We start from the raw sequence: 22,467 nt of genomic DNA, 5'->3' as shown, positions 1-22,467 counted from the left end.
AAACAAAATAAGGCGAATTTTGCTACGAAAAAGTAGATTACTTTCATAATTTACCTAATTTTAGTTAGAAAAATAACATCAGTTACGAAATTTTACGCTAAAAGATAACCGCTATTTTATAACTTAGAATAATAAACCTAATCTTATGAAAAGTTTAAAAAAATTATTCCTATTGTTTATCATCTTAGCATATACAACTCTTAATATAGCCTGTAACAATGATGACGATAATGAGGGTCCGTCATGGGATTGTGGCTGTGACTCGGAAACATATGACACAGTCCCAAGTGAACACTTTCCAAATGTACCAATTGATGTACAAAAAAGTGGGTTGTTATTTTATAAAACTTCTGAAATCGAAGACGAATATGTTAATGAAGACCAATTTAATAACCGTTTCTGGATTTTTCAAGGTACAGAAGGATGTAACAATTGCCAACGAAAATTTATTATTTGTGATACAGATTTAATAGGTGTCGAATTCGATTATTTAAAAAATGTTACTGATTCTGTACCTATAAGTTTCTCAGGAGATTTAAAATTACCGTGCATAGAACCATTTCCTGCACCTGCAGACTATTCTTATGCAGAAATAGCACTTAACTCAATAGCACAACAATAATTATAAAATTTAAACAAAATGAAAAACTTTTACACTATTATCCTTCTCTTATTTTTCTTTTCATTCCAAGCACAAGATTACTATTCTAGCGGTAGAAGTCATAGATAATACTTTGAGTGGTCATCAAACCATAAATGCTTCGATAGAATCAGTTGTTGTAATTACAAAATAAGGTCTATCAAGTAATATTAAATATATAATTATTAGCCTTAAACATAAAAACCACAATTTCAATATTAGAAATTGTGGTTTTATTTTTTATTTAAGTGAAATCTTTAAGATACCGCTTTCAACTTTTTTAATGTGGACTTGGATAACCTATCTTCTGCATAAGCTTTAGTAACGTTTAATTTGGTTTCTCCAGATCCTGGTAAATCGAACATTGCTTCGGTTAGGATTTCCTCACAAAGCGAACGTAAACCACGTGCTCCCAACTTATATTCTATAGCTTTTTCTACAATATAATCTAATGCACCATCTGTAATAGTAAAAGCAACCTCATCCATAGCAAACAATTTTTTGTATTGCTTAATAATGGCATTTTTAGGCTCTGTTAATATGGCTCTTAGTGTATTGGCATCTAAAGGATCCATATGTGTTAGTACAGGCAAACGACCAATAATTTCTGGAATTAAACCAAAGTCTTTTAAATCTTTTGGAATGATATATTGTAAAATATTATCATCATCTATAGTATCTGTTTTTATAGAACTATAGCCAATAGCTTGCATATTAAGTCGCTTAGTTATTACACGCTCAATACCATCAAAAGCACCACCAGCAATAAATAAGATATGCTCTGTATTAACTTCTATAAATTTTTGATCTGGATGTTTACGTCCACCTTTAGGTGGTACATTAACTACCGTTCCCTCTAACAATTTTAGTAATGCTTGTTGCACACCTTCACCAGAAACATCTCTAGTAATGGATGGATTATCACTCTTACGTGCAATTTTATCTATTTCATCTATAAAAACGATACCTCGTTCTGCCTTTTCAAGATTATAATCTGCAGCTTGTAATAGGCGCGTTAAAATACTTTCTACATCTTCACCAACATAACCAGCTTCAGTTAGCACTGTAGCATCTACAATAGCTAAAGGTACATTTAACATTCTGGCAACCGTTTTAGCCATTAAGGTTTTACCTGTACCTGTTTGCCCAACCATAATGATATTACTTTTTTGTATTTCAATATCATCATCACTTGGTGGTTGCAATAGACGTTTGTAATGATTATAAACCGCAACAGACATTACACGCTTTGTATATTCTTGCCCAATAATATATTCATCTAAAAAAGATTTAATTTCTTTAGGCTTTCTTAGCATTAATTCTGCACTGAGATCTGAATTTCCTGCTTGTTTGGATTCTTCAATTACAATACCATGAGCTTGCTCAATACAACGATCACATATATGTGCATCTAAACCTGCTATTAATAAATTTGTTTCTGGCTTCTTCCTACCACAAAATGAACATTCTAATTCTTCTTTTGCCATATTATAACTTTAAAATATTGTGCTTTAAAAAAACACTTTACTGCCATTCTGAGCGTAGACGAGAAACTTTTGAAATATAACATTTCGACTAGGCTCAATGTGACAGTATTAACTAAATTTTATTCTAGAACTTTTAGTCGCAATTAATTACAATTACTTGCGTTCTAAAACTTCATCAATCATTCCGTATTCTAAAGCTTCGCTAGATCGCATCCAATAATCTCTATCAGAATCTTTCTCTACTTGCTCTATTGTTTGTCCAGAATGTTTTGCAATAACTGCATATAATTCTTCTTTTACTCTTATTGTTTCTTTTAAAGCAATTTGCATATCACTTAACTGACCTTGAGTACCGCTACTTACTTGGTGTATCATTACTCTTGAATGCTTTAAAGCAGAACGCTTACCTTTTTCACCTGCACATAATAATACTGCTGCCATAGAAGCTGCAATACCTGTACAAATTGTAGCTACATCTGGTTTTACAAATTGCATAGTATCATAAATACCTAAACCAGCATAAACAGAACCACCTGGTGAATTTATATAAATCTGAATATCTTTTGAAGCATCTGTACTCTGTAAGAATAATAATTGTGCTTGAATAATATTTGCTACATGATCGTTAACACCTGTACCTAAAAAGATAATACGATCCATCATTAAACGTGAGAATACATCGAAAACAGCAATATTCATTTGACGCTCTTCAATAATGTTAGGCGTCATATTAGAAGGATACATGCTTTCTATAATCTTACTGTAATAATTACTGTTAATTCCCTGGTCTTTTATTGCGAATTTTTCAAATTCTTTTCCGTAATCCATATATTTTTTAATCTATTAATTAATGAGTTTGTTTTATATACAAACTGTCACATTGAGCCTAGTCAAAATGCTTTTAAGCGTTATAGCCTTGAAGTTCTCGACTACGCTCAAAATGACAGAATTATTAGCTTCTTTATAGTCATAAAAAAAGCGTAAAACTTTTCAGTTCTACGCCTTAAAGATACTAATATTTTTGGGTTCCGTTTTTACCAGAACAACATTTTAATGTTTTAAGGCTTAGCCTTAACAAATTTTATAATTAACTGTAGAATTCTTTAACAAAATCATCGTAAGTGATTTCCTTTGTCTTAATATTCGCTTCAGTTTTATATAGGTTTAATAATTTCTGACTCATTAACTGTTCAGACAATCTCTTCACCTCTTCTTGGTTACCTAAAATACGTGCTGCAATATCTTCTAATTCTTTTTCTGAAGGGTTCATTTGACCAAACTGAGCCATTTGCCCTTTTATCATTTCCATGGCAAAAGCTTTCATTTCTTCAAACTGAACTTGAAGATTATGCTCAGTAATTAATTTACCTTCAATTAACTGGTAACGCATGCTTTTTTCAGACTTTTCGTATTCTTCTTTAGCTTGCTCTTCAGTCATTTCTTCTTCACCTGCTGTTTGCATCCATTTTTGTAAGAAACTTGCTGGCAAATCGAATTTTGTATTCTCAACTAAATATTCAGTAACATCGTTTAATAATTTCTGATCACCTTGTTGTGCAAATTGTTTTTCAGAATCTTCTTTAATCTTATCTTTTAATTCAGTTACAGATGTTACTGCTTTTGGTCCAAATAATTTATCAAATAAGTCTTGATCTAAATCAGCTAATTCTCTTCCGTTAATTTCAGTAATCTCAAAATTAACTTCAACATCTAATCCATGAGCATCATCATGAGATACTTTTAAAAACGTCATTAAATCATGATCATCGTTAAAAAGTCCTTTAGTTTTTAATGTGATAACATCACCAACTTTAGCACCGATAAATTTCTTAGGATTAGTTTTTCCTTTTAATTTATCTAACGTAATCATTGTAGAATTATCTATTTCTTTTTCCTCATTGAAAAAAGTACCTGTGATTTCAGAATCTTTTTCTACTTCTGCTTGAGATACAATTTTACCATATTGTTTTTGGATATGCTCAATTTGATTATTGATCATTTTATCATCTGCAACAATATTGTAATGTGTTATTGCCTTTTTACCTTTTAAGTTTACGTCGAATTCTGGCGCTAAACCTAATTCGAATTCAAAAGTAAATGCATCTGCATCCCAATCTAAATCATCTTGTGGTTTTGGTAATGGGTTACCTAAAACATCTAGTTTTTCTTCAACTAAATACTTACCAAGAGCATCTTGAAGTAATTTGTTAACCTCATCCACCAATACAGCTTTACCATATTGCTTCTTTACCATTCCCATTGGCACATGGCCTTTTCTAAAACCAGGAATGTTAGCAGACTTGCGATAATCTGTTAAGATTTTCTCTACTTTATCGCTATAATCTTCTTTAGCGATATCCACTTTTACAACTGCATTTAATGCATCGATGTTTTCTCTTGTAATATTCATTATAATTTGAAACTAAAATTGGGCTGCAAAAATACAATATTTTTTACAACCCAACAACAGTTTTAAGTGTTTGAATTTTAGTTACTTTTTGTCTTCTTTTAAGAAAGATTGAAGCAATGATTGAAGTATGGATAAAAGAATACTAAAAAGAAGAGCTGTCCAAAAACTACTAACTCCAAATCCGTCAATAAGTTTATCTGCCAAAAGTATTATTAAAGCATTAATAACTAGCAAAAAAAGACCTAAGGTTAATATAGTTATAGGCAAGGTTAATATGACCAAAATTGGTTTCACTAATAAATTAAGTATTGATAGCACTACTGCAACAATGATAGCACCAACATAGCCATCTACAGTTACTCCGTTTAGGATATGTGCTAAAACAAAAACCGCAATAGCATTGAGCAAAAGTCTAATAATTAAATTCATAATTTAGGTTTTTACCTAATATACAAAATTCATCACTGATTTATAAAAATCTTTTGGGTTTTCAGCATGTAACCAATGGCCAGCATTAGAAATAGTAATAATTTCTGAATTTGGAAAATGTCTTTTTATAATAGCTTCATCTGCATTACCAATATATTCAGATTTATCACCACGCAAAAACAAAGTGTCTTTTTCGAAAGCTGCGTGAATAGGCAAAGCTTCACCAACCTCAGAAACATTTTCTTTTAAAACTGGTAAATTAATTCGCAATCCTAACTGCCCTTTTTCTACCCAATATAGATTTTTTAGCAAAAACATGCGAGTTCCTATTTCATGCACATAATTGGCTAAAGCTTTATCTGCCTGTCCTCGGCTTTTAATTTCAGAAAAATCTAAATTACTTAAACCTTCTAAAATAGCATCGTGATGCACTGGATAGTAACGTGGTGAAATATCTGCAACAATAAGCTTACTAACTAATTCCGGATATTTTGTTGCAAATAGCATCGCTGTTTTGCCACCCATTGAATGACCAAGTAAAACGATGTCTTCTAAACTATTTTCATTGCAATAATGTTTTAAATCCTCTGCCATTAAATCGTAGTCAAAATCGTCTGAATGAAAACTACGTCCATGATTACGTTGATCTACTAGATGTATTTCAAAATTAGATTCAGAAAATTGCTTTGCAAGTGTTTTCCAATTATCTCCCATTCCTAAAAAACCATGTAGAATTACAAATGGTTTTCCTTCTCCTATTTTATTTGAATGTAATATCATATTGTTCTTTCTAGCAAAAACGCTAAGACGCAAAGCTTTGTATTATTATGTTGTATGATTTTTTCTTTGGGTCTCTGTGTATTAGCGAGACACTTTTTATTTCAGTTTATCTAAATACATACCAATTACATTTTCAACACCCATGTATAAACTTTCTGCAATTAAAGCATGCCCTATAGAAACCTCTAACAGGCCTGTAATGTTTTCTTTAAAAAACTTAATATTATCTAACGATAAATCATGCCCAGCGTTCACTCCTAATTGTATAGCATTTGCCAAGCCAGCACATTCCATATAAGGTTTAATAGCGTCTTTGTTTCCTAAACTGTATTGATGTGCAAAAGCTTCAGTATAAAGCTCTATTCTATCTGTTCCGGTTTCTTTAGCTCCTTCAATTTGATGTAAGTCTGGATCTACAAATATGGATGTTCTAATACCATTATTTTTAAATTCTTTAATCACTTCAATTAAAAAATTTTTATGTTTTATTGTATCCCAACCAGCATTAGATGTAATGGCATCTATTGAATCTGGCACTAAGGTTACTTGTGTTGGCTTTATTTCTAAAACCATATCTATAAATTTAGGAATTGGATTGCCTTCTATATTATATTCTGTATAAACTTCTGGTTTTAAATCGTAAGCATCTTGGTAGCGAATATGACGTTCATCTGGTCTTGGATGAATAGTAACTCCTTCTGCACCAAAACGCTGAACATCTTTTGCAAATTGCACTACATTTGGCACATCACCTCCTCTACTATTTCTTAAGGTTGCAATCTTATTTATATTAACACTTAATTTGGTCATATCAATAGCTTTTGAATAGCAAAAATACAAACTACAACACGCATTTTATGGTTATTTTTGATTAATTTGCAAGATATTTAAAGTCCATTATGCAGCTACAAGATTTTATCATAAACGATATAAAACCACTAAGTACAACAGATAAAATAAGTGATTTACAATTACTTTTTAATCAGCTAACCTATTCTCATATTCCTATTTTTAATGATGGAGTATACCTAGGTTGTATTTCTGAAACGGATGGTCATTGTTTTGACGGAGCCATTTCAATAAATGATTGTAAATATGCCACTGAAGGTTTTTTTGTTAGACCTACTACAAACTGGTTAGATGTCTTAGAAGCATTTGCTCAAAATGACTCTAACATTATGCCTGTTTTAAGTGAAAACAATAAATATCTTGGTTATTACGAGCTTAATGATATAATTCACTTATTTAATGAAACACCATTTTTCTCTGAACCTGGCGGGATTTTAATTGTAGAAAAAGGCCTTAATGATTATTCCTTTAGTGAAATTAGTCAGATAGTTGAATCTAACGACGCTAAACTTTTAGGAGCATTTATTTCTAAAATGGATGGAGATTTAGTACAAATAACAGCAAAAATAGCCAACGCAAGTCTTAACGAAGTAATACAAACCTTTAGACGTTACAGTTATAATATCGTTTCGGGCCATGAAGAAGACTCTTATATAGAAAGCCTAAAAGAACGTTCGCAGTATCTCAACAAATATCTAAATATGTAATTGATGAAAATAGCAATTTATGGACAGAATTACATTAAGAATGCTACTCAAGAAGCAGTAGAAAAACTATTAGATTTTTTATTAGAAAAGGAGGCTAATGTCTTTTTTGAAAAAGAGTTTATAAAAACTCAAAATTCGGCCATTCAAAAAAGTTCGGCTGTAAGGACATTTAACCAACTAGACGATAGTTTTGATTTACTTATTAGTATCGGTGGAGATGGTACTATTTTAAGAGCTATTACTTATGTTAGAGACCTAGGAATTCCTATAGTAGGAATTAACACAGGTCGATTAGGTTTTTTAGCAACAATACAAACCGATGAAATTGAAAATGCTTTAGAAGAGATTTTTAAGGGAAATTATAAAATTTCTGAACGTTCACTTCTAAGTGTATCGACAGACCCAAAAAACAATGACATCACCGAAATTCATTTTGCTTTAAATGAAATAGCCTTAAGTAGGAAGAATACTACTTCAATGATTACAGTAGAAACTCATCTTAACGATGAATATTTAACATCGTATTGGGCAGATGGTCTTATTTTATCTACACCTACTGGCTCAACAGGATATTCTTTAAGTTGTGGTGGCCCTGTAATTACACCAGATGCTAATAATTTTGTGCTTACGCCTATTGCACCACATAATTTGAGTGCTCGGCCCTTAATTATTCCTGATAGCACTAAAGTAACATTAAGAGTAGATGGAAGAGAAGATCAATTTTTAATGTCATTAGACTCAAGAATTGTTACACTTCCTAATGCTACTACAGTTACTATTAAAAAAGCCAATTTTGTTGTTAAAATGGTTGAGCTTTTAGATGAAACCTTTTTAGATACACTAAGAAAAAAATTACTTTGGGGAGAAGATAGACGCAACTAAGTCTAAACCATACAATAATTACCTCTAAAATCTGTTTATCTGTAATACAATTTGTGTCAAATTATTTAACACAAATCTTAATTACTATATTTGCAAACTTTTAAAATTTTATGAGGTACTTTTTATTATTATTAATAAGCCTTTTTGTAATCGAAAATTCTGATGCTCAAATCTATGAAGTAGGAATATTTGCTGGTGGAAGTAACTTTATTGGAGATATTGGGTCTACAGATTATATTTCACCAAATCGCATAGCATATGGTGGAATTATTAAATGGAATAGAAGTGCAAGACATTCATTTAGAGCGACTCTACTCTATACTCGTCTAGAAGGTTATGACTCCAAATCTAATGACCCAAGACGAATTGAACGAGATTATAAATTTAGTATGCGAACAGTAGAGTTTTCTGCCGGAATGGAATTTACCTTTTGGGATTTTAACCTTCATCAATTAGGTTACCAAGGCACTCCGTATATATACTCTGGCATTAGTGCTTTGTTTCACCCTAATTATTATTTTATATCTAATGGTACACAGACAAGGGAAAATACTATGAGTTTGGCGTACGGAATACCAATTGTACTTGGTTATAAACAACGTATAAGTAACAACTTAATATTAGCTGGCGAAATTGGTGCGCGCTACACATTTTCTGATGAGTTAGATGGTAGTGTGCCAGATTCCGAAAACAGAGAACAATTTAGTTTTGGAAATACAAATAGTAATGATTGGTATGTATTTTCAGGAATTACATTAACTTACACCTTTGGAAGAAGACCTTGCTATTGCAATTTTTAAATGAGCTTAAAAGAACAAATACATAAAGACAAACTTCCCAACCACTTAGCAATTATAATGGATGGAAACGGTCGTTGGGCAAAACAACAAGGCTTTATGCGTGTTATTGGGCACGAAAATGGAACAAAATCAGTGAGACAAACCGTTGAAGCAAGTGCAGAACTTGGTATAAAAAACCTAACGCTTTACGCGTTTTCTACTGAAAACTGGAATAGACCCAAACTAGAAGTACAAACACTCATGAAGCTCTTAGTAAAGTCATTAAAAAAAGAGATAAAGACTTTACAAGACAATAACATAAAACTATCCGCTATTGGGTGTCTAAATGATTTACCAAAAAAAGCACATCAAGAACTCCTAGATGTTATAGAAAAAACCAAAAATAATACAAATATGACATTAACCTTAGCGTTAAGCTACGGATCTCGTGAAGAAATTGTTAATGTTGTTAAAGAATTATCATTTAAAGTTAAAAATAATATAATTTCTTCTGAAAGTATTGATGAATCCATTATAAATAAGCATCTTTACACGCAAAATTTACCAGATGTAGATCTACTTATTCGCACAAGTGGAGAGCAACGCATTAGTAACTTTTTGTTATGGCAAATAGCCTATGCAGAATTATATTTTACAGATATTTTATGGCCAGATTTTAAAAAAGAAAATCTGTACGAAGCAATCATAAACTATCAAAATAGAGAACGAAGATTTGGAAAAACAAGCGAACAACTTACCTAATAAAACAGTATTGAAATCATTAATTAAAATAATTTGTACTGTATTTCTTTTTACAATTTCACTTACTGGTAATGCCCAAGTAGAAGGTGGAAAAAAATATTTAATTAAGGAAATTAACGTTACTGGAAACACTAATTTTAGTGCTCAAACTATTATAGCCTATTCTAAGCTTAGAAAGGATGAAGAAATTCAAATTGGTGGAGAAAAAATTGCCAATGCCGTAAAAACCTTATGGAAATCTAATCTTTTTAGCAGTATTGATATCTACGTTACTGATATCGAAGGAAGCACTGCAAATTTAGAAATTAGACTTATTGATTTACCAGAGCTTTTAGATCTCACAATAGAAGGTATTAAAAAGGGTAAGAAAGATGAAGTTGTTAATGAAAACAATCTTCAATCTGGTCAAAAAGTTACTGAAAACCTTATTGCTACTACAAGAAATTATTTAACTAATAAATACAAGAAGAAAGGTTTCTTAAACACTAAGGTTAATATTAGCACATCTCAAGTTATTGATTCTGTTGAGAAAGAACGTGTTAATATGCGTATTAAAATTGATAAAGGCCAAAAAGTTAAAATTAAAGCCATTAATTTTGTAGGTAATGAAAAAATAAAAGGTAAGAAGCTTCGTAAAGCGATGAAAAACACGAAGAAAAAGAATTTTATTCGCCTATTAAAACGTTCAAAATATATAGAAGAAGACTTTAAAGAAGATTTAGTTAGCGTAATAGATTATTATAAAGAAAATGGCTATAGAGATGCTAGGATAATATCTGATTCTATTATCTATAACGACGAAAAAACAATAAGCCTTAATATAAAAGTAGAAGAAGGTGAAAAATACACTTTCGGTAAAATCACCTTTGTTGGTAATACGGTTTACACTGACCAACAGTTAGCTAATTTTCTTCAAATAAAAGAAGGAGACACCTATAACGGTGTAGAGTTAAGAGAACGCATCGCTGATCCTTCTAATCCTGATGCACAAGATTTAACCAATGCATATCAAAATACTGGTTATATGTTCTCTACTATAAATCCGGTAGAAGTTAGTGCAGAAGGCAATGTTATTGACATGGAAATTAGAATTGTAGAAGGTAAGCCTGCATATTATAATAATATAACTGTATCTGGAAATGACGTTACTAACGACCATGTTATATATAGAGAAATAAGAACAAGACCAGGTGAGCTTTATCAAAAATCAGAAATAATTAGAACGCTTAGAGAACTAGGACAACTTGGCTTTTTTGACGCTCAACAATTAGTTCCAGATGTTAAAAACCCAAATCCAGTAGATGGAACATTAGATATTGATTATAAAGTAGTAGAACAAGGGTCTAGCCAGATACAACTACAAGGTGGTTATGGTGGAGGTGGCTTCATTGGTACTTTAGGTTTATCATTTAACAACTTTGCAATCAAGGATATTTTTAAGAAAGAAGCTTATAAACCTGTACCTAGAGGTGACGGACAAAGTTTGGCATTGAGACTTCAGGCAAGTCAATTCTTCCAGACCTATAGCTTCTCTTTTAGCGAACCTTGGCTTGGAGGCAAAAAGCCTTATCAATTATCTACCTCTATATCGCATTCTAAGCAGTTTTTATACAACTCAGCAACTCGTAAAGCAGATAAGAGTAGAAAATTTGATATTACTGGTGTAACAGTTGGTTTATCGACTAGATTAAGTGAACCTGATGATTACTTTGTATTATCGCAAGCTTTGAGTTACCAGCACTATAATCTTAAGAATTATAACACAGGCTTATTTACCTTTGGAGATGGTACATCAAATAACCTTTCTTATACCATAGGTCTTAGCAGAAGTAATTTAAGTATAGATCCTATTTTCCCTACTGCAGGTTCAAATTTTTCCGTTTCAGCTAAATTTTCATTCCCTTACTCTTTAGTTAATGGTGTTGATTATGGCGCATTAAAAGAAGAAAGAGATGGATTAGACCCAACAGATGTTGATGATTTTGCACGTATTGGAGAAATAGATCAAGAACGTTACAAATGGTTAGAATTTTATAAAATTAAATTCAAAGCAGATTGGTATACTTCATTAACAAAAAAACTAGTTCTTAGGCCAAGTATGGAATTTGGTTTCTTAGGAGCTTATAATAATGATAGAGGTGTAATTCCTTTTGAACGTTTCTTTGTTGGTGGTGACGGTTTAGGTAACTTTTCATTAGATGGTAGAGAAGTAATTCAATTACGTGGATATCCTAATCAGTCCCTATCCTCAACTGATGGTGGATCTATTTACAATAAATTCTCATTAGAACTTCGTTACCCAATTACACTAGGTGCACAAGCAAAAATATATGCACTATCGTTTTTGGAAGCAGGTCAATCTATAAATGATTTCAAAGATTTTAATCCTTTTGAGCTTAAAAGGTCTGCAGGTTTTGGATTAAGAATCTTTATGCCAGCCTTTGGTTTATTGGGTATAGACTTCGGTCATGCTTTCGATAATTTACCTGATGGTTCATCTCCAAAAAAATGGGAAACTCACTTTATAATCGGACAACAATTTTAAGTTTGGCACGATATTTTCTAATAGCTAAACAAGTATTTCATCATGATGCTAAAATTTTTAAGAATATATTTCGTTAAATTTGAAGCAAAGTAATACTAAAACGACTAAACATTTGGTTTTACCAACATACGTCTCAAATACTAAAACTTATTAATGATGAAATATAAAGTTCTTTTTTTACTGGCAATAATAAGTCTAATGAGCTTTAATGCAAATGCGCAGCGTGGAGTTAGAATAGGATATATTGATACCGAATACATTTTACAAAATGTTCCAGAATATCAAGAAGCTTCTACACAACTTGATAAGAAAGTTTTACAATGGAAAACAGAAATTGAAAAGCGTCTTGCGGAAATAGAGCAAAAGAAAAAAGAATTGGATAACGAAAGTGTACTCTTAACAAAAGAATTATATGAGGAGCGTTTTGAAGATATTTCTTTTGAAGAAGCCGAAATATTAGATTATCAACAAAAACGATTTGGACCTAATGGAGATTTAATGATTCAGAAGCGTCAATTGATAGAACCAATACAAGATCAAATATTTGCTGCAGTACAAGACATCGCAGAAACAGGTAAATACGATTTTGTTTTTGACAAATCAGCTGATGTAGTGATGTTGTTTTCAGCAGAGCGTTACGATTTAAGTGAGCGAGTTTTAAATACAATTACCAGAACATCAAAACGATCGCAAGCTAAAAACAAAAAAGAGCGTAAGGCATTAGAAGAAGAAGCTGTAGTACCTGTTGTAAATGATGAGAAAGACGATCGTCAAAAAGCATTAGACGAAAGAAAAGCAACTAGAGAAGCAGAGTTAGCGGCTAAAAGAGCAGAACGAGAAAAAGCTGCAGAAGATAGAAAAAAACAACAACAAGAATTAAGAGAGGCTAAAAAGAAAGAAGCAGAAGAACGTCGCCAAAAAGCTATCGATGCTAGAAACAATAGAAATTCTAAAACTAGTGATTCAACAAAAACAACTGTTAAAGACACTACTGTAAAAGCAAAAACAAGTGTAAAGGTTGATAGTACAAAGGCAAAAGGAGCTGTTAAAAAAGATTCAACAAGTACTAAAAAACCTAAAACTGCCGCTCAAATATTAGAAGAACAACGCCAACAAAAAGTAAAAGATAGAGAAGCTCGTAAAAAGGCTTTAGAAGATAGAAAAAAGAAAATTTTAGAACAACGAAAAAAAGCACGTGAAGAACGTGAAAAACAAGCAAAAAAGAACGACTCTATAGCGAAAGCTAATAAAAATGGAGGAAACATTTAATATTTTATAACACACAAATACAATTTAGAAAAAATGAAACATTTTAAAACTTTACTATTCGCAGCAGCACTTTTTATTGGAGCTACAAGCTTTTCAACTGCCCAAAGTAAAATTGCGCATATTAACACGCAAAAGCTAATTGAAGCTATGCCAGAATATATTTCAGCAGATGCTGAAATTAAAAAACTTGGTAAAACTTATGAAGCTACAATACAAGAATCTTTTAAAGAACTTGATAATAAATTAAAACAATACAACGCTGAAGCTGAAGCGCAAACGCAAGAAGAAAACCAAAAGCGTATGGAAGAAGTTGAAGGTATAAAGCAAAGTTTAGGTCAATACCAACAGCAAGCTCAAAAGGATTTAGAAGAAAAGAGATTTAATCTTTTAAAGCCAATAACTGAAAAAGCAAAAGCTGCTATAGAAAAAGTAGCTGCAGCACAAGGCATTGAATATGTTCTAGAAGCTGGAACATTAATAGTTGCTAAAGGAAAAGACCTTATGCCAGACGTAAAAGCAGAATTGGGAATTTAATCTCAAAAAAAAAATCATATAGAAAGTCGCTTAGTATTAAGCGACTTTTTATTTTTGTAGTAATGAGTAATTTACCTGTTGGCATATTCGATTCTGGTATTGGAGGTACATCTATCTTTAAGGAGCTTCATGCCCTTTTACCAAATGAAAACTTTATTTATTTGGCAGACAGTAAAAATGCACCTTATGGCAATAAGTCAAAGGAAGAAATAATTCAATTAAGCATTAAAAATACTGAATTACTTATTGAAAAAGGCTGTAAACTTATTGTAATAGCTTGTAATACGGCAACTACAAATGCGATATCATATTTAAGAGAAAATTACCCAATTCCTTTTATAGGTATAGAACCAGCCATAAAACCAGCTGCTTTAAATACAAAGTCTAAGGCTATAGGTATATTAGCGACTAAAGGAACTCTTAGTAGTCAACTCTTTCATAAAACTACAGACTTATATGCAAATGGTGTAAAAGTCGTTGAGAAAATTGGAGAAGGCATAGTACATCTTATAGAAACAGGACAAATAGAGTCTAATGAGATGAAAGCGCTTTTAAAAACTTACATGGAACCAATGGTAAAAGAAAATATCGACTATTTGGTCCTTGGATGCACGCACTACCCATATCTTATTCCTATGCTTAAAAACATGCTTCCAGAACATGTAAAAATTATTGATTCTGGGTTAGCTGTTGCTAAACAAACAAAAGCTATTTTAGAGTCTAAAAATTTATTGAATGATTCTGAAATTAAACCAACTATAGAATTATATACAAATGGAAATATTAATGTCCTAAATTCAATTTTAGAACATCAATTTCCTACCAATTATTTAGATTTTTAGTAAGGTTTTATACTTAAATCGCACAAATGCATTATGAAATTACTGTTTGTATATAATGCCAACTCAGGTACGTTAAATGCTCTATTTGATGCAGGTCATAAATTATTTAGTCCATCAACATACAAATGTAGTTTGTGCACTTTAACACATGATACATTTACTGAAAACACAATCTGGAAAACCTTTAAGGAAGACAGTAATCTAAAAATGGAATTTTATCATAAGGATGAGTTTGAAACAACCTTTCCTAATGTAAAAATGATTTATCCCACAGTTTTAAAGCTTAACGGCAATCAAATCTCAACAGTTTTAAGTAGTGATGTTATAAATGAAATTGTAGATGTTGAGGAATTGATAAGTAGTTTAAAAACTAAAGTTAAGATGCTGAAATAAAATCAGCATAACAAAGTTTAAGGAGTTTTTCTAATTCATATACTAAAGTATATATTCTAAATTCTTAACTAAAACTTCTAGGTTTCTTAACTACTCTTTAAACCAACTAGAATATTCCACATAATTATCGGCAATTCTATTAATCTCTCCAGAAATTAATTCTTTACTAATGTCTTTTACCTTTTTGGCTGGTACACCAGCATAAATACTACCAGATTCTACAATGGTGTTTTTTGTTACTACAGCACCAGCTGCTATAATGCTATTGCTTTCTACAACACAATCATCCATAATAATACTACCCATACCAATAAGTACATTATCTTTTATGGTACAACCATGAACAATAGCATTATGTCCAATAGACACATTATTACCAATAGTCGTTGGCGACTTTTGGAATGTTGCATGGATTACGGCTCCATCCTGGACATTCACCTTATTCCCCATTTTTATATAGTGTACATCACCTCTAATAACAGCATTAAACCAAACACTACATTGATTTCCTATAGTTACTTCTCCTACAATGGTGGCATTTTCTGCCACAAAGCAATCTTTAGGTATTTGAGGATGTTTTCCTTTTACTGGTTTTATTACTGGCATAATCTATTCCTTTGAAAAAAGGAATCTCATTATTTTTAGATGAGATTCCTTAATATAATTATTGTTTTTTTGTCTTACTCAAATTCTTTAGTTTCAGGCTAAGCTTAAAAAATTTAGTTTTCAATTTATCAGATCCCTTTTTTTAAAGGGATTTATTACTTAAAATAAGATAACAAATCAGACTTTTTAGAAGCAGAAACCATAATTTCTTTTCCGTTGCTAAGTACTACACTACCGCCTTTACCTTTAACATACTTAACTATTTCATTAACGTTAACCAAATAGCTTTTATGTACTCTGGCAAAATTAGCATCTTTTAAGCTCTCTTCTATATACTTTAATGTTTTGCTTACGAGCTTCTTTTTGTTAGTATTAAGGTAAATTTCTGTATAGTTATCATCTGCTTTGCAATACATAATATCATTTGTTTCTATAACCTCAAAACCATCTTGTTGAGGAATGGTAATTTTACCATTAACCGAATTGGTTTTAGGGATCAAAACCTGGTCTTGCAAAGCATCTTCTTTCGTTCTTATTTCTGTGACATAATCCACGGCTTTAATCAACTCATCAATAGAAATAGGTTTCATTAAATAATAGGAAGCATGTGCATTTAAAGCTTCAATAGCATAATGGTTATAGGCTGTTACAAAAATAGTTTCAAAATTTATATCACCCACTTTATCTAATAAATCAAAAGCATTACCATAAGGCATTTCTACATCTAAAAACACAACATCTAAATCATTATTTCTTATTAAAACTAACGCTTCGTCTACATTAGCAGCCTCACCGATAATTGAAATATTTGGACAGTATTTAGTGAGATAGTTCCTTAAAATTTCTCTACTTTTTTCTTCGTCTTCTACAAGTATAGCGTTTAGTTTCATACGTCTTACCTATTTAATCTTTTTTTAATGTGACAACTACTTTTGTGCCCGCGTCTTCTAAATCTTGAAAATCTTCAATTGCCACATCAACTTTATCTTTATACATTTCATTTAAAATAGCAACACGTTTCTTAATGTTATTCATTCCTTTAGATTTCTGCTTCTTTTGATGATCTGTCTTTAATGCTTTTGATCGCATTCTCCCAATACCATCGTCTGTGATAGTAATGGTAATTTCATCTTTAGATTTTGGTTTAATGTTTATGTTTAAATGACCTTTTTCTGTTTTATAACGCAAGCCATGCCAAACCGCATTCTCTATATAAGGTTGCAATAACATTGGCGGAATTTGAAAGCTTTCAACATCTATAGTGTCATCTACATCTATTGAATAATCAAACTTATCCTGAAATCTAAAATGCTCTAGTTTGGTATATAACTCTAATAATTCTACTTCCTTTTTTAAGGGAATAAAATCTTCTTCGCTATTCTCTAAAACAGAACGCATTAAATGAGAAAAATCAGATAAATATTTATTAGCCGTACGCTCATCATTTGTCGCTATAAAACTATTTACAGAGTTAAGAGCATTAAAAATAAAGTGTGGATTCATTTGGCTACGCAAAGATTTTAAAGCCAGTAAGTTATTTGCCAAACGTTGTTGTTTTATATATTTATACATAAAGTAACCTGTAATAAGAAACAATAGTAAACCGCCTATTAGAGAATATATAATAAGTTGTTGACGCTTGTTACGCTCTTGAGTTAACTCGTACTCACTTTTAGATAATTCACGATCACTTTCTAAAGAAGTAATTCTATTTTGTTGCTCTGCAATATTCCTACTAAAACGCGCAGCTTGTGATATTTCTTGTTCCTTTCTTGCATACAATTCATCAACTATATTTTCATAGTTCTCTATCATGGCAAGTCCTTCTTTTGTATCTCCTTTTTTAATAAGAGCTTCAGACAATTTTCTGGTAGCGTCCTTACCAACGATAAGGTCCCCTTTTTCATTTGCTTCTTTTCTACTTTCTTCTAAATAAGGTATAGCATCTTCATTTCTGTTCTGTAATATAAGGGCATTACCTATCTTATAATTTTGCTTTTGTGAGGTAATTGGGCTTTCATTAGAAATAATGGAATCCCGTTCAATATCTTTAATATCATTTATAATTTCTTTTCTAAGTTCAATTTCACTTTCATAATCTTGATTTACACTATTAAATTCGGCTACTTTAACTTTTTCTTCAACGGAACGTTTCTTATTCTCCTTTGCTGCTAAATTTAATGAATTATCAAAATAACCTTTTGCTTTACTCACTTCACCTTTTTCATTATAAGCCTGAGCAATTTTAGAATTTAAGTCCGTAACTTTTGGAGCGATTAAATGTTGCTTTGCCACCTTTAGTCCTTCTTCATATGTGGTAATAGCTTTAGGAATATTTTTAATTTTAAGGTTAGAATCCCCTAAACCCTCATATAAAAGGGTTTTTTCATAATTAGATAAATCCTTTATATTTAGATTTTCATAAGTAGAAATACTTTTTTGAAAATCCCCGTTACTATGAAAAGCTTTGGCTAATTTTAATTTTACAGAAGAAGTTTCTGTATTTTGAATACTAATTTTATAAGCCGAAATTGCCAAATCAAACTGCTTCCAATACATATATACATCACCTAATAACTCATGCGCTTCTGCACTTTGACTTGTGCTCACATTTACATCTAAAGCGTCACCAACAAATTTTAAACTTTTTTCTGCATCTTTTTTGAGATAAGCATCCGCTGAGTCAATCATTTCATTAAAGCGCTTTATATCTCTATTAGTCTTAAAAGACCTTCCTGAACGATTGCTTTCTATAACCTCGATGTCTATGCGTTCATTTTTTTTAATGGTATGATAAATAGTTTCAAAATCTTTATGACTTATAATTATTTCGTCACCAATCTTTGCTTGTACAGTAAACTTACCATTAAAATCTGTTCTAGTATATCGACCTCCATTTATCATAATCTCAACATCCTTATACGGTTGTCTCGAGGCTTTATCATAAACAGATCCCCTTATGGTAAACGACTCGTCACTTGCCACTTTTTTCATTTCGTTTACCTGCCCAATAACAATGCTACTGAGTAAAAGAAAAAAAAGTGTTAGACTATATGTTTTAAATATTTTCAACTATTCGATTTTATTAATTTGAATAAACTTACATACTTTATTTGGTTTCAAAAAATGGCCTATCTACATTTTAAACCAATTATACCTTTAAAAAGTGATTATCCCTAAAAATTAAAACCGCTTCACTCACTGAAAACAACACTTTACTCATTGCTGTTTTTTCTTAAAGTTTTTTCAGCGCAGCTTTACAGCATTAATCAAAAAACATAAATCAAAATGAAAAAAAGCAATTTAGCTTTAATGCTATTACTAGCAATCGGTATTAATCTTTATGCTCAGCACAGAGGAAACTATAACCAGATTACACAAGATATTTCTCGGCAAAATATTTTAACTTCAGGAAATGCCCAGATTTACAATCCAACAGTACAACAACAAATTAACAAAACACTCCATCCAAGTAATATACTAACAATTGATGTAAAAGCACTTCAAAATACTGGTGCAACAACTTATACAGCCTTGTTTAATGTATCGCAAATTGGACCATCAGCAGAAAAAACAAATCAGTTGATGAAAGAGCGTATGGATAACATTAAAAATCGTCTCAATGCTATAGGTATCACACAAAAAGATATTGCGATAGATGTCATTTCATTTATTCCGATTTACGAAGTTGAAGTCACCAAAAAATTATTTAGTAAAACTTATACCGAAGTTCCTAAAGGGTTTGAATTGCAGCAGAATATCCATATTCAATTTACTAATACCAATCAATTTGAATCCATATTAGGCGCCTGTGCACAAAGTGAAGTTTACAACTTAGTAAAGGTTGATTACTATATTGAAAACATTCAAGAGGTTTACAAAAACTTACAAGACCAACTATTAAAACTCATAGAAGATAAAAAAACTTACTACAAAGTCTTAGGTTTTGATATGAGTCAATATAACGTTGCCATTGCAGATGATAAGTATTGTTATTTCCCAAAGGATTTTTATCAGAGTTATCAGGCTTATAACAGTACTTCAGTTGAAGCTCTAGATAAAAATAAAGGTGTCACTGTAGCTAAAAAACAAACTTCATACTATTATCAACCTTTGACTTACGAAAATTATGATGTAGTTATAAATCCATCCATTTTAGAACCTGTTGTGCAAATAGGAATGAATATAAAACTCGTTTTTACTCCTAAACCAAAAGAGAAAAAAGAGCGACCAATTACAAAAACAGAAATAGACCATAAATACTATGTAATATCTCCAAACGGAACCATAGATGTTAAAGAATTAAATACAAAAAATTAGAAATTATGAAAACACAATTGAACGCTTTTATCTTAACCTTATGCCTTACTACAGTTATGGCATGTAATGCAAATTCAAAATCGAATCAACAAGATCTTGCAATTGCAGAAACGAAAATTGAAACCAAATCTAAATATGATAAGCCTGAAATAAAAGTTGCCCTTCTCTTAGATACTAGCAATAGCATGGATGGTTTAATAGATCAGGCAAAAGCACAGCTATGGCAAGTTGTAAATGAACTATCTTATGCAAAATGTAAGGATGAAAGTCCTAACCTAAAAATTGCACTTTACGAATACGGAAATAATAAACTAAATGCTGATGAAGGCTATTTAAGACAAGTAATTGCCTTTAGTGATGACTTAGATGAAATTTCTAAATCGTTATTCTCCTTAACTACTGATGGTGGTGAGGAATACTGCGGAAAAGTTATTTCTACTGCCTTAAACCAATTACAATGGGGAAACGATAAAGATGATTTAAAACTTATATTTATAGCAGGTAACGAGCCATACACTCAAGGTAATGTTAGCTATAAAACGGCTTCGAAGTTAGCACATCAAAATGATGTTACTGTAAATACTATATTCTGTGGAGACTACAATCAAGGTATTACTAGCTATTGGAAAGATGGTGCCGATTTAACTCATGGAAATTACATGGCTATTAATCATAACCAAGCAACTGTGCATGTGGCTTCCCCTTATGATGATAAAATTTTAGAATTAAATGAAAAATTAAATAGAACCTATGTAGCATACGGAAGCACTGGTAGAAAAAAAATGGAAATGCAAGCAGAGCAAGATTCTAATGCTAGAAGTTATAATAAGGCAAATGCGGTTAGCAGAACGGTTAGCAAAAGTTCTAGATTATATAAAAACAGTTCTTGGGATTTAGTTGATGCAGAAAAAGAAGATGACTTTTCTTATGACCAATTAAAAGAAGAGCAACTCCCTAAAGAATTAAAAGGAAAATCTAAAGCCGAAATTAAGTCTTATGTAGAAAAGAAACGTAAAGAACGTGAAACTCTACAAAAAGCTATTGCAGAACTTAATATTAAGCGTCAAGGTTATATTGAAAGTAAAACCAAAGATTCCGATAACGGTCTCGAAAATGCCTTAATTAAAGCTATAAAAGCACAAGCAAAACAGAAAAATTACAAATGGGAAAAATCTTAGAAACAAAAAAGGCTCAATTTACATTGAGCCTTTTTTATTAATTTATTGCTGGACAGTTACATTCATATTTCTCTCGTCTACAGTTAAAGTTATAACCTAAGGTTATTTGATGAAAACCACCTTTATTAAAGCTAACCGTATTAGCTTGGTAAGAGAATGTATAAGCAAATACAAATTGATTATAATCTACACCTACAAATGGTGTAATATATTGTAATTTTTGATTGCTAGTACCAGAGCCATCAACAAACTCTGCACCATCTAAGCTACGTCTATATGACAAACCTCCCCAGACTTTACCAAAGTCCATCTCTTTATATACTTTTGCATTAATATCAATCGAAGATTCTTTTGTTGCTTCTCTGTACATATACATAATAGAAGGTTCATAACTCCATTCACTACCAAATTTATTAAAAGTATAACCTGTAGAAAATAAATACGTCCTTAGATTTTTAAATTCAAAACCTTGATCGTTAAAGTTTATTCCTTCATTCTCTAATATGTTTTTAGCCGTAAAATGAAAATAAAAGTCTATAAAATGATATGAAAAACCAAAATCGATATTAAAGTTTGTAGCACTTTGTTCTATTCCAGCAATTAATTGATCGAATTCACCCGGTGCTAAAAAGTCTGTTTCATCTAATTTATATTGAAGAAGTCCTGCACTCAAACCAAATGATAACATATTTAAGTCAATTTCATTTCTTGAAAACATTAAATGATATGCAAATGTAGCATAACCACCAACTGTCGAATGGTACCCGTTAGAATCATTAAATAGTACACCTCCAACTGCTACTGGAGAATCGCCTATTCTTCCATTAATACTCAATGTTTGTAAACTTGGTGCATCATCTACACCAAACCATTGTTGCCTTGCAGTTAATCTTACCTTAGCACAATTAGCTACGCCAGCCATCGAAGGATGAATTAAATAATAATTATCTGTTAAATAATCTGAATAAATAGGTATTCCCTCCTGAGCAAAACTAAAATTTGCTACTAAAGCTATAAATGCTACTAAACAATACTTTTTTAATCTCATAGTTTTT

The 22,467-nt window shown here is 31.2% G+C and carries 22 protein-coding genes; 12 read left to right on the top strand and 10 right to left on the bottom strand.

The features are described 5' to 3' along the window. Positions 1–145 precede the first annotated feature (145 nt). The gene (locus tag H8K90_RS13370; protein WP_186846502.1) at positions 146–622 is read left to right on the top strand and encodes a hypothetical protein; all 477 of its coding nucleotides are present in this window, start codon (positions 146–148) and stop codon (positions 620–622) included. A gap of 275 nt (positions 623–897) precedes the next feature. Here the strand turns inward: H8K90_RS13370 and clpX are convergent, their stop codons facing one another. The 6 genes from clpX to H8K90_RS13340 form a co-directional block, all read right to left on the bottom strand. Beyond that, positions 898–2,127, bottom strand: coding sequence for an ATP-dependent Clp protease ATP-binding subunit ClpX (clpX, locus tag H8K90_RS13365; protein ID WP_186846501.1), 1,230 nt, complete (start codon positions 2,125–2,127; stop codon positions 898–900). A 153-nt stretch (positions 2,128–2,280) separates the two neighbouring features. Beyond that, positions 2,281–2,955, bottom strand: a complete 675-nt coding sequence (locus H8K90_RS13360) for a ClpP family protease (RefSeq protein ID WP_186846500.1) — start codon at positions 2,953–2,955, stop codon at positions 2,281–2,283. Positions 2,956–3,214: 259 nt separating this feature from the next. Then, the gene (gene tig / locus H8K90_RS13355; protein ID WP_186846499.1) at positions 3,215–4,537 is read right to left on the bottom strand and encodes a trigger factor; all 1,323 of its coding nucleotides are present in this window, start codon (positions 4,535–4,537) and stop codon (positions 3,215–3,217) included. A gap of 81 nt (positions 4,538–4,618) precedes the next feature. Next, the gene (locus tag H8K90_RS13350) at positions 4,619–4,966 is read right to left on the bottom strand and encodes a phage holin family protein (RefSeq protein ID WP_186846498.1); all 348 of its coding nucleotides are present in this window, start codon (positions 4,964–4,966) and stop codon (positions 4,619–4,621) included. 15 nt (positions 4,967–4,981) lie between these two features. Next, positions 4,982–5,746: an alpha/beta fold hydrolase gene (locus H8K90_RS13345; RefSeq protein WP_186846497.1), complete on the bottom strand. Its 765-nt coding sequence runs from the start codon at positions 5,744–5,746 to the stop codon at positions 4,982–4,984. Positions 5,747–5,842: 96 nt separating this feature from the next. After that, positions 5,843–6,556 carry a pyridoxine 5'-phosphate synthase gene (locus tag H8K90_RS13340; RefSeq protein WP_186846496.1) on the bottom strand — a complete coding sequence of 238 codons (714 nt, stop codon included), beginning with the start codon at positions 6,554–6,556 and terminating at the stop codon, positions 5,843–5,845. An 89-nt stretch (positions 6,557–6,645) separates the two neighbouring features. Here H8K90_RS13340 and H8K90_RS13335 point away from each other — a divergent pair, with 89 nt between their 5' ends. The 9 genes from H8K90_RS13335 to H8K90_RS13295 all read left to right on the top strand — a co-directional run bounded on the left by H8K90_RS13335 (position 6,646) and on the right by H8K90_RS13295 (position 15,308). Beyond that, entirely contained in the window at positions 6,646–7,302 is a 657-nt protein-coding gene (locus H8K90_RS13335; protein WP_186846495.1) for a CBS domain-containing protein, read from the top strand. 3 nt (positions 7,303–7,305) lie between these two features. Next, complete coding sequence (locus H8K90_RS13330; protein WP_186846494.1) at positions 7,306–8,184, top strand: NAD kinase; 879 nt, start codon at positions 7,306–7,308, stop codon at positions 8,182–8,184. A gap of 110 nt (positions 8,185–8,294) precedes the next feature. Next, entirely contained in the window at positions 8,295–8,984 is a 690-nt protein-coding gene (porG, locus tag H8K90_RS13325; protein ID WP_186846493.1) for a type IX secretion system protein PorG, read from the top strand. Continuing rightward, positions 8,985–9,725: an isoprenyl transferase gene (locus H8K90_RS13320; RefSeq protein WP_186846492.1), complete on the top strand. Its 741-nt coding sequence runs from the start codon at positions 8,985–8,987 to the stop codon at positions 9,723–9,725. It abuts the gene before it with no gap. Beyond that, positions 9,697–12,270: an outer membrane protein assembly factor BamA gene (bamA, locus tag H8K90_RS13315; RefSeq protein ID WP_186846491.1), complete on the top strand. Its 2,574-nt coding sequence runs from the start codon at positions 9,697–9,699 to the stop codon at positions 12,268–12,270. Before H8K90_RS13320 ends, bamA begins: the two co-directional genes overlap by 29 nt. Before the next feature lie 153 nt (positions 12,271–12,423). Beyond that, the gene (locus tag H8K90_RS13310) at positions 12,424–13,539 is read left to right on the top strand and encodes an OmpH family outer membrane protein (protein WP_315970280.1); all 1,116 of its coding nucleotides are present in this window, start codon (positions 12,424–12,426) and stop codon (positions 13,537–13,539) included. A gap of 33 nt (positions 13,540–13,572) precedes the next feature. Further along, positions 13,573–14,073, top strand: a complete 501-nt coding sequence (locus tag H8K90_RS13305; RefSeq protein WP_186846490.1) for an OmpH family outer membrane protein — start codon at positions 13,573–13,575, stop codon at positions 14,071–14,073. A gap of 62 nt (positions 14,074–14,135) precedes the next feature. Next, positions 14,136–14,915, top strand: coding sequence for a glutamate racemase (murI, locus tag H8K90_RS13300; protein WP_186846489.1), 780 nt, complete (start codon positions 14,136–14,138; stop codon positions 14,913–14,915). Between the two features lie 33 nt (positions 14,916–14,948). Then, positions 14,949–15,308, top strand: coding sequence for a GTPase (locus H8K90_RS13295; RefSeq protein WP_186846488.1), 360 nt, complete (start codon positions 14,949–14,951; stop codon positions 15,306–15,308). Between the two features lie 90 nt (positions 15,309–15,398). Here H8K90_RS13295 and H8K90_RS13290 read toward each other — a convergent pair whose 3' ends face one another. The 3 genes from H8K90_RS13290 to H8K90_RS13280 all read right to left on the bottom strand — a co-directional run bounded on the left by H8K90_RS13290 (position 15,399) and on the right by H8K90_RS13280 (position 18,908). Beyond that, on the bottom strand, positions 15,399–15,914 hold the full coding sequence (locus tag H8K90_RS13290; RefSeq protein ID WP_186846487.1) for a gamma carbonic anhydrase family protein: 516 nt from the start codon (positions 15,912–15,914) through the stop codon (positions 15,399–15,401). 155 nt (positions 15,915–16,069) lie between these two features. Then, the gene (locus H8K90_RS13285; RefSeq protein WP_186846486.1) at positions 16,070–16,804 is read right to left on the bottom strand and encodes a LytR/AlgR family response regulator transcription factor; all 735 of its coding nucleotides are present in this window, start codon (positions 16,802–16,804) and stop codon (positions 16,070–16,072) included. A 13-nt stretch (positions 16,805–16,817) separates the two neighbouring features. Continuing rightward, positions 16,818–18,908 (bottom strand): tetratricopeptide repeat-containing sensor histidine kinase, encoded by a 2,091-nt coding sequence (locus H8K90_RS13280; protein WP_246457768.1) that lies wholly within the window; start codon positions 18,906–18,908, stop codon positions 16,818–16,820. A 294-nt stretch (positions 18,909–19,202) separates the two neighbouring features. Here H8K90_RS13280 and H8K90_RS13275 point away from each other — a divergent pair, with 294 nt between their 5' ends. Next, positions 19,203–20,234, top strand: coding sequence for an SIMPL domain-containing protein (locus H8K90_RS13275; protein WP_186846484.1), 1,032 nt, complete (start codon positions 19,203–19,205; stop codon positions 20,232–20,234). A 5-nt stretch (positions 20,235–20,239) separates the two neighbouring features. After that, entirely contained in the window at positions 20,240–21,412 is a 1,173-nt protein-coding gene (locus H8K90_RS13270; protein ID WP_186846483.1) for a vWA domain-containing protein, read from the top strand. A 37-nt stretch (positions 21,413–21,449) separates the two neighbouring features. Here H8K90_RS13270 and H8K90_RS13265 read toward each other — a convergent pair whose 3' ends face one another. Continuing rightward, positions 21,450–22,460: a PorP/SprF family type IX secretion system membrane protein gene (locus H8K90_RS13265; protein ID WP_186846482.1), complete on the bottom strand. Its 1,011-nt coding sequence runs from the start codon at positions 22,458–22,460 to the stop codon at positions 21,450–21,452. Between the last annotated feature and the right edge of the window lie 7 nt (positions 22,461–22,467).

The sequence above is a fragment of the Winogradskyella echinorum genome (assembly GCF_014297365.1).
Lineage (GTDB): Bacteria > Bacteroidota > Bacteroidia > Flavobacteriales > Flavobacteriaceae > Winogradskyella > Winogradskyella echinorum.
Note: the sequence above shows the minus strand (reverse complement) of the source record. Positions and strands in the feature narration are given on the sequence as shown.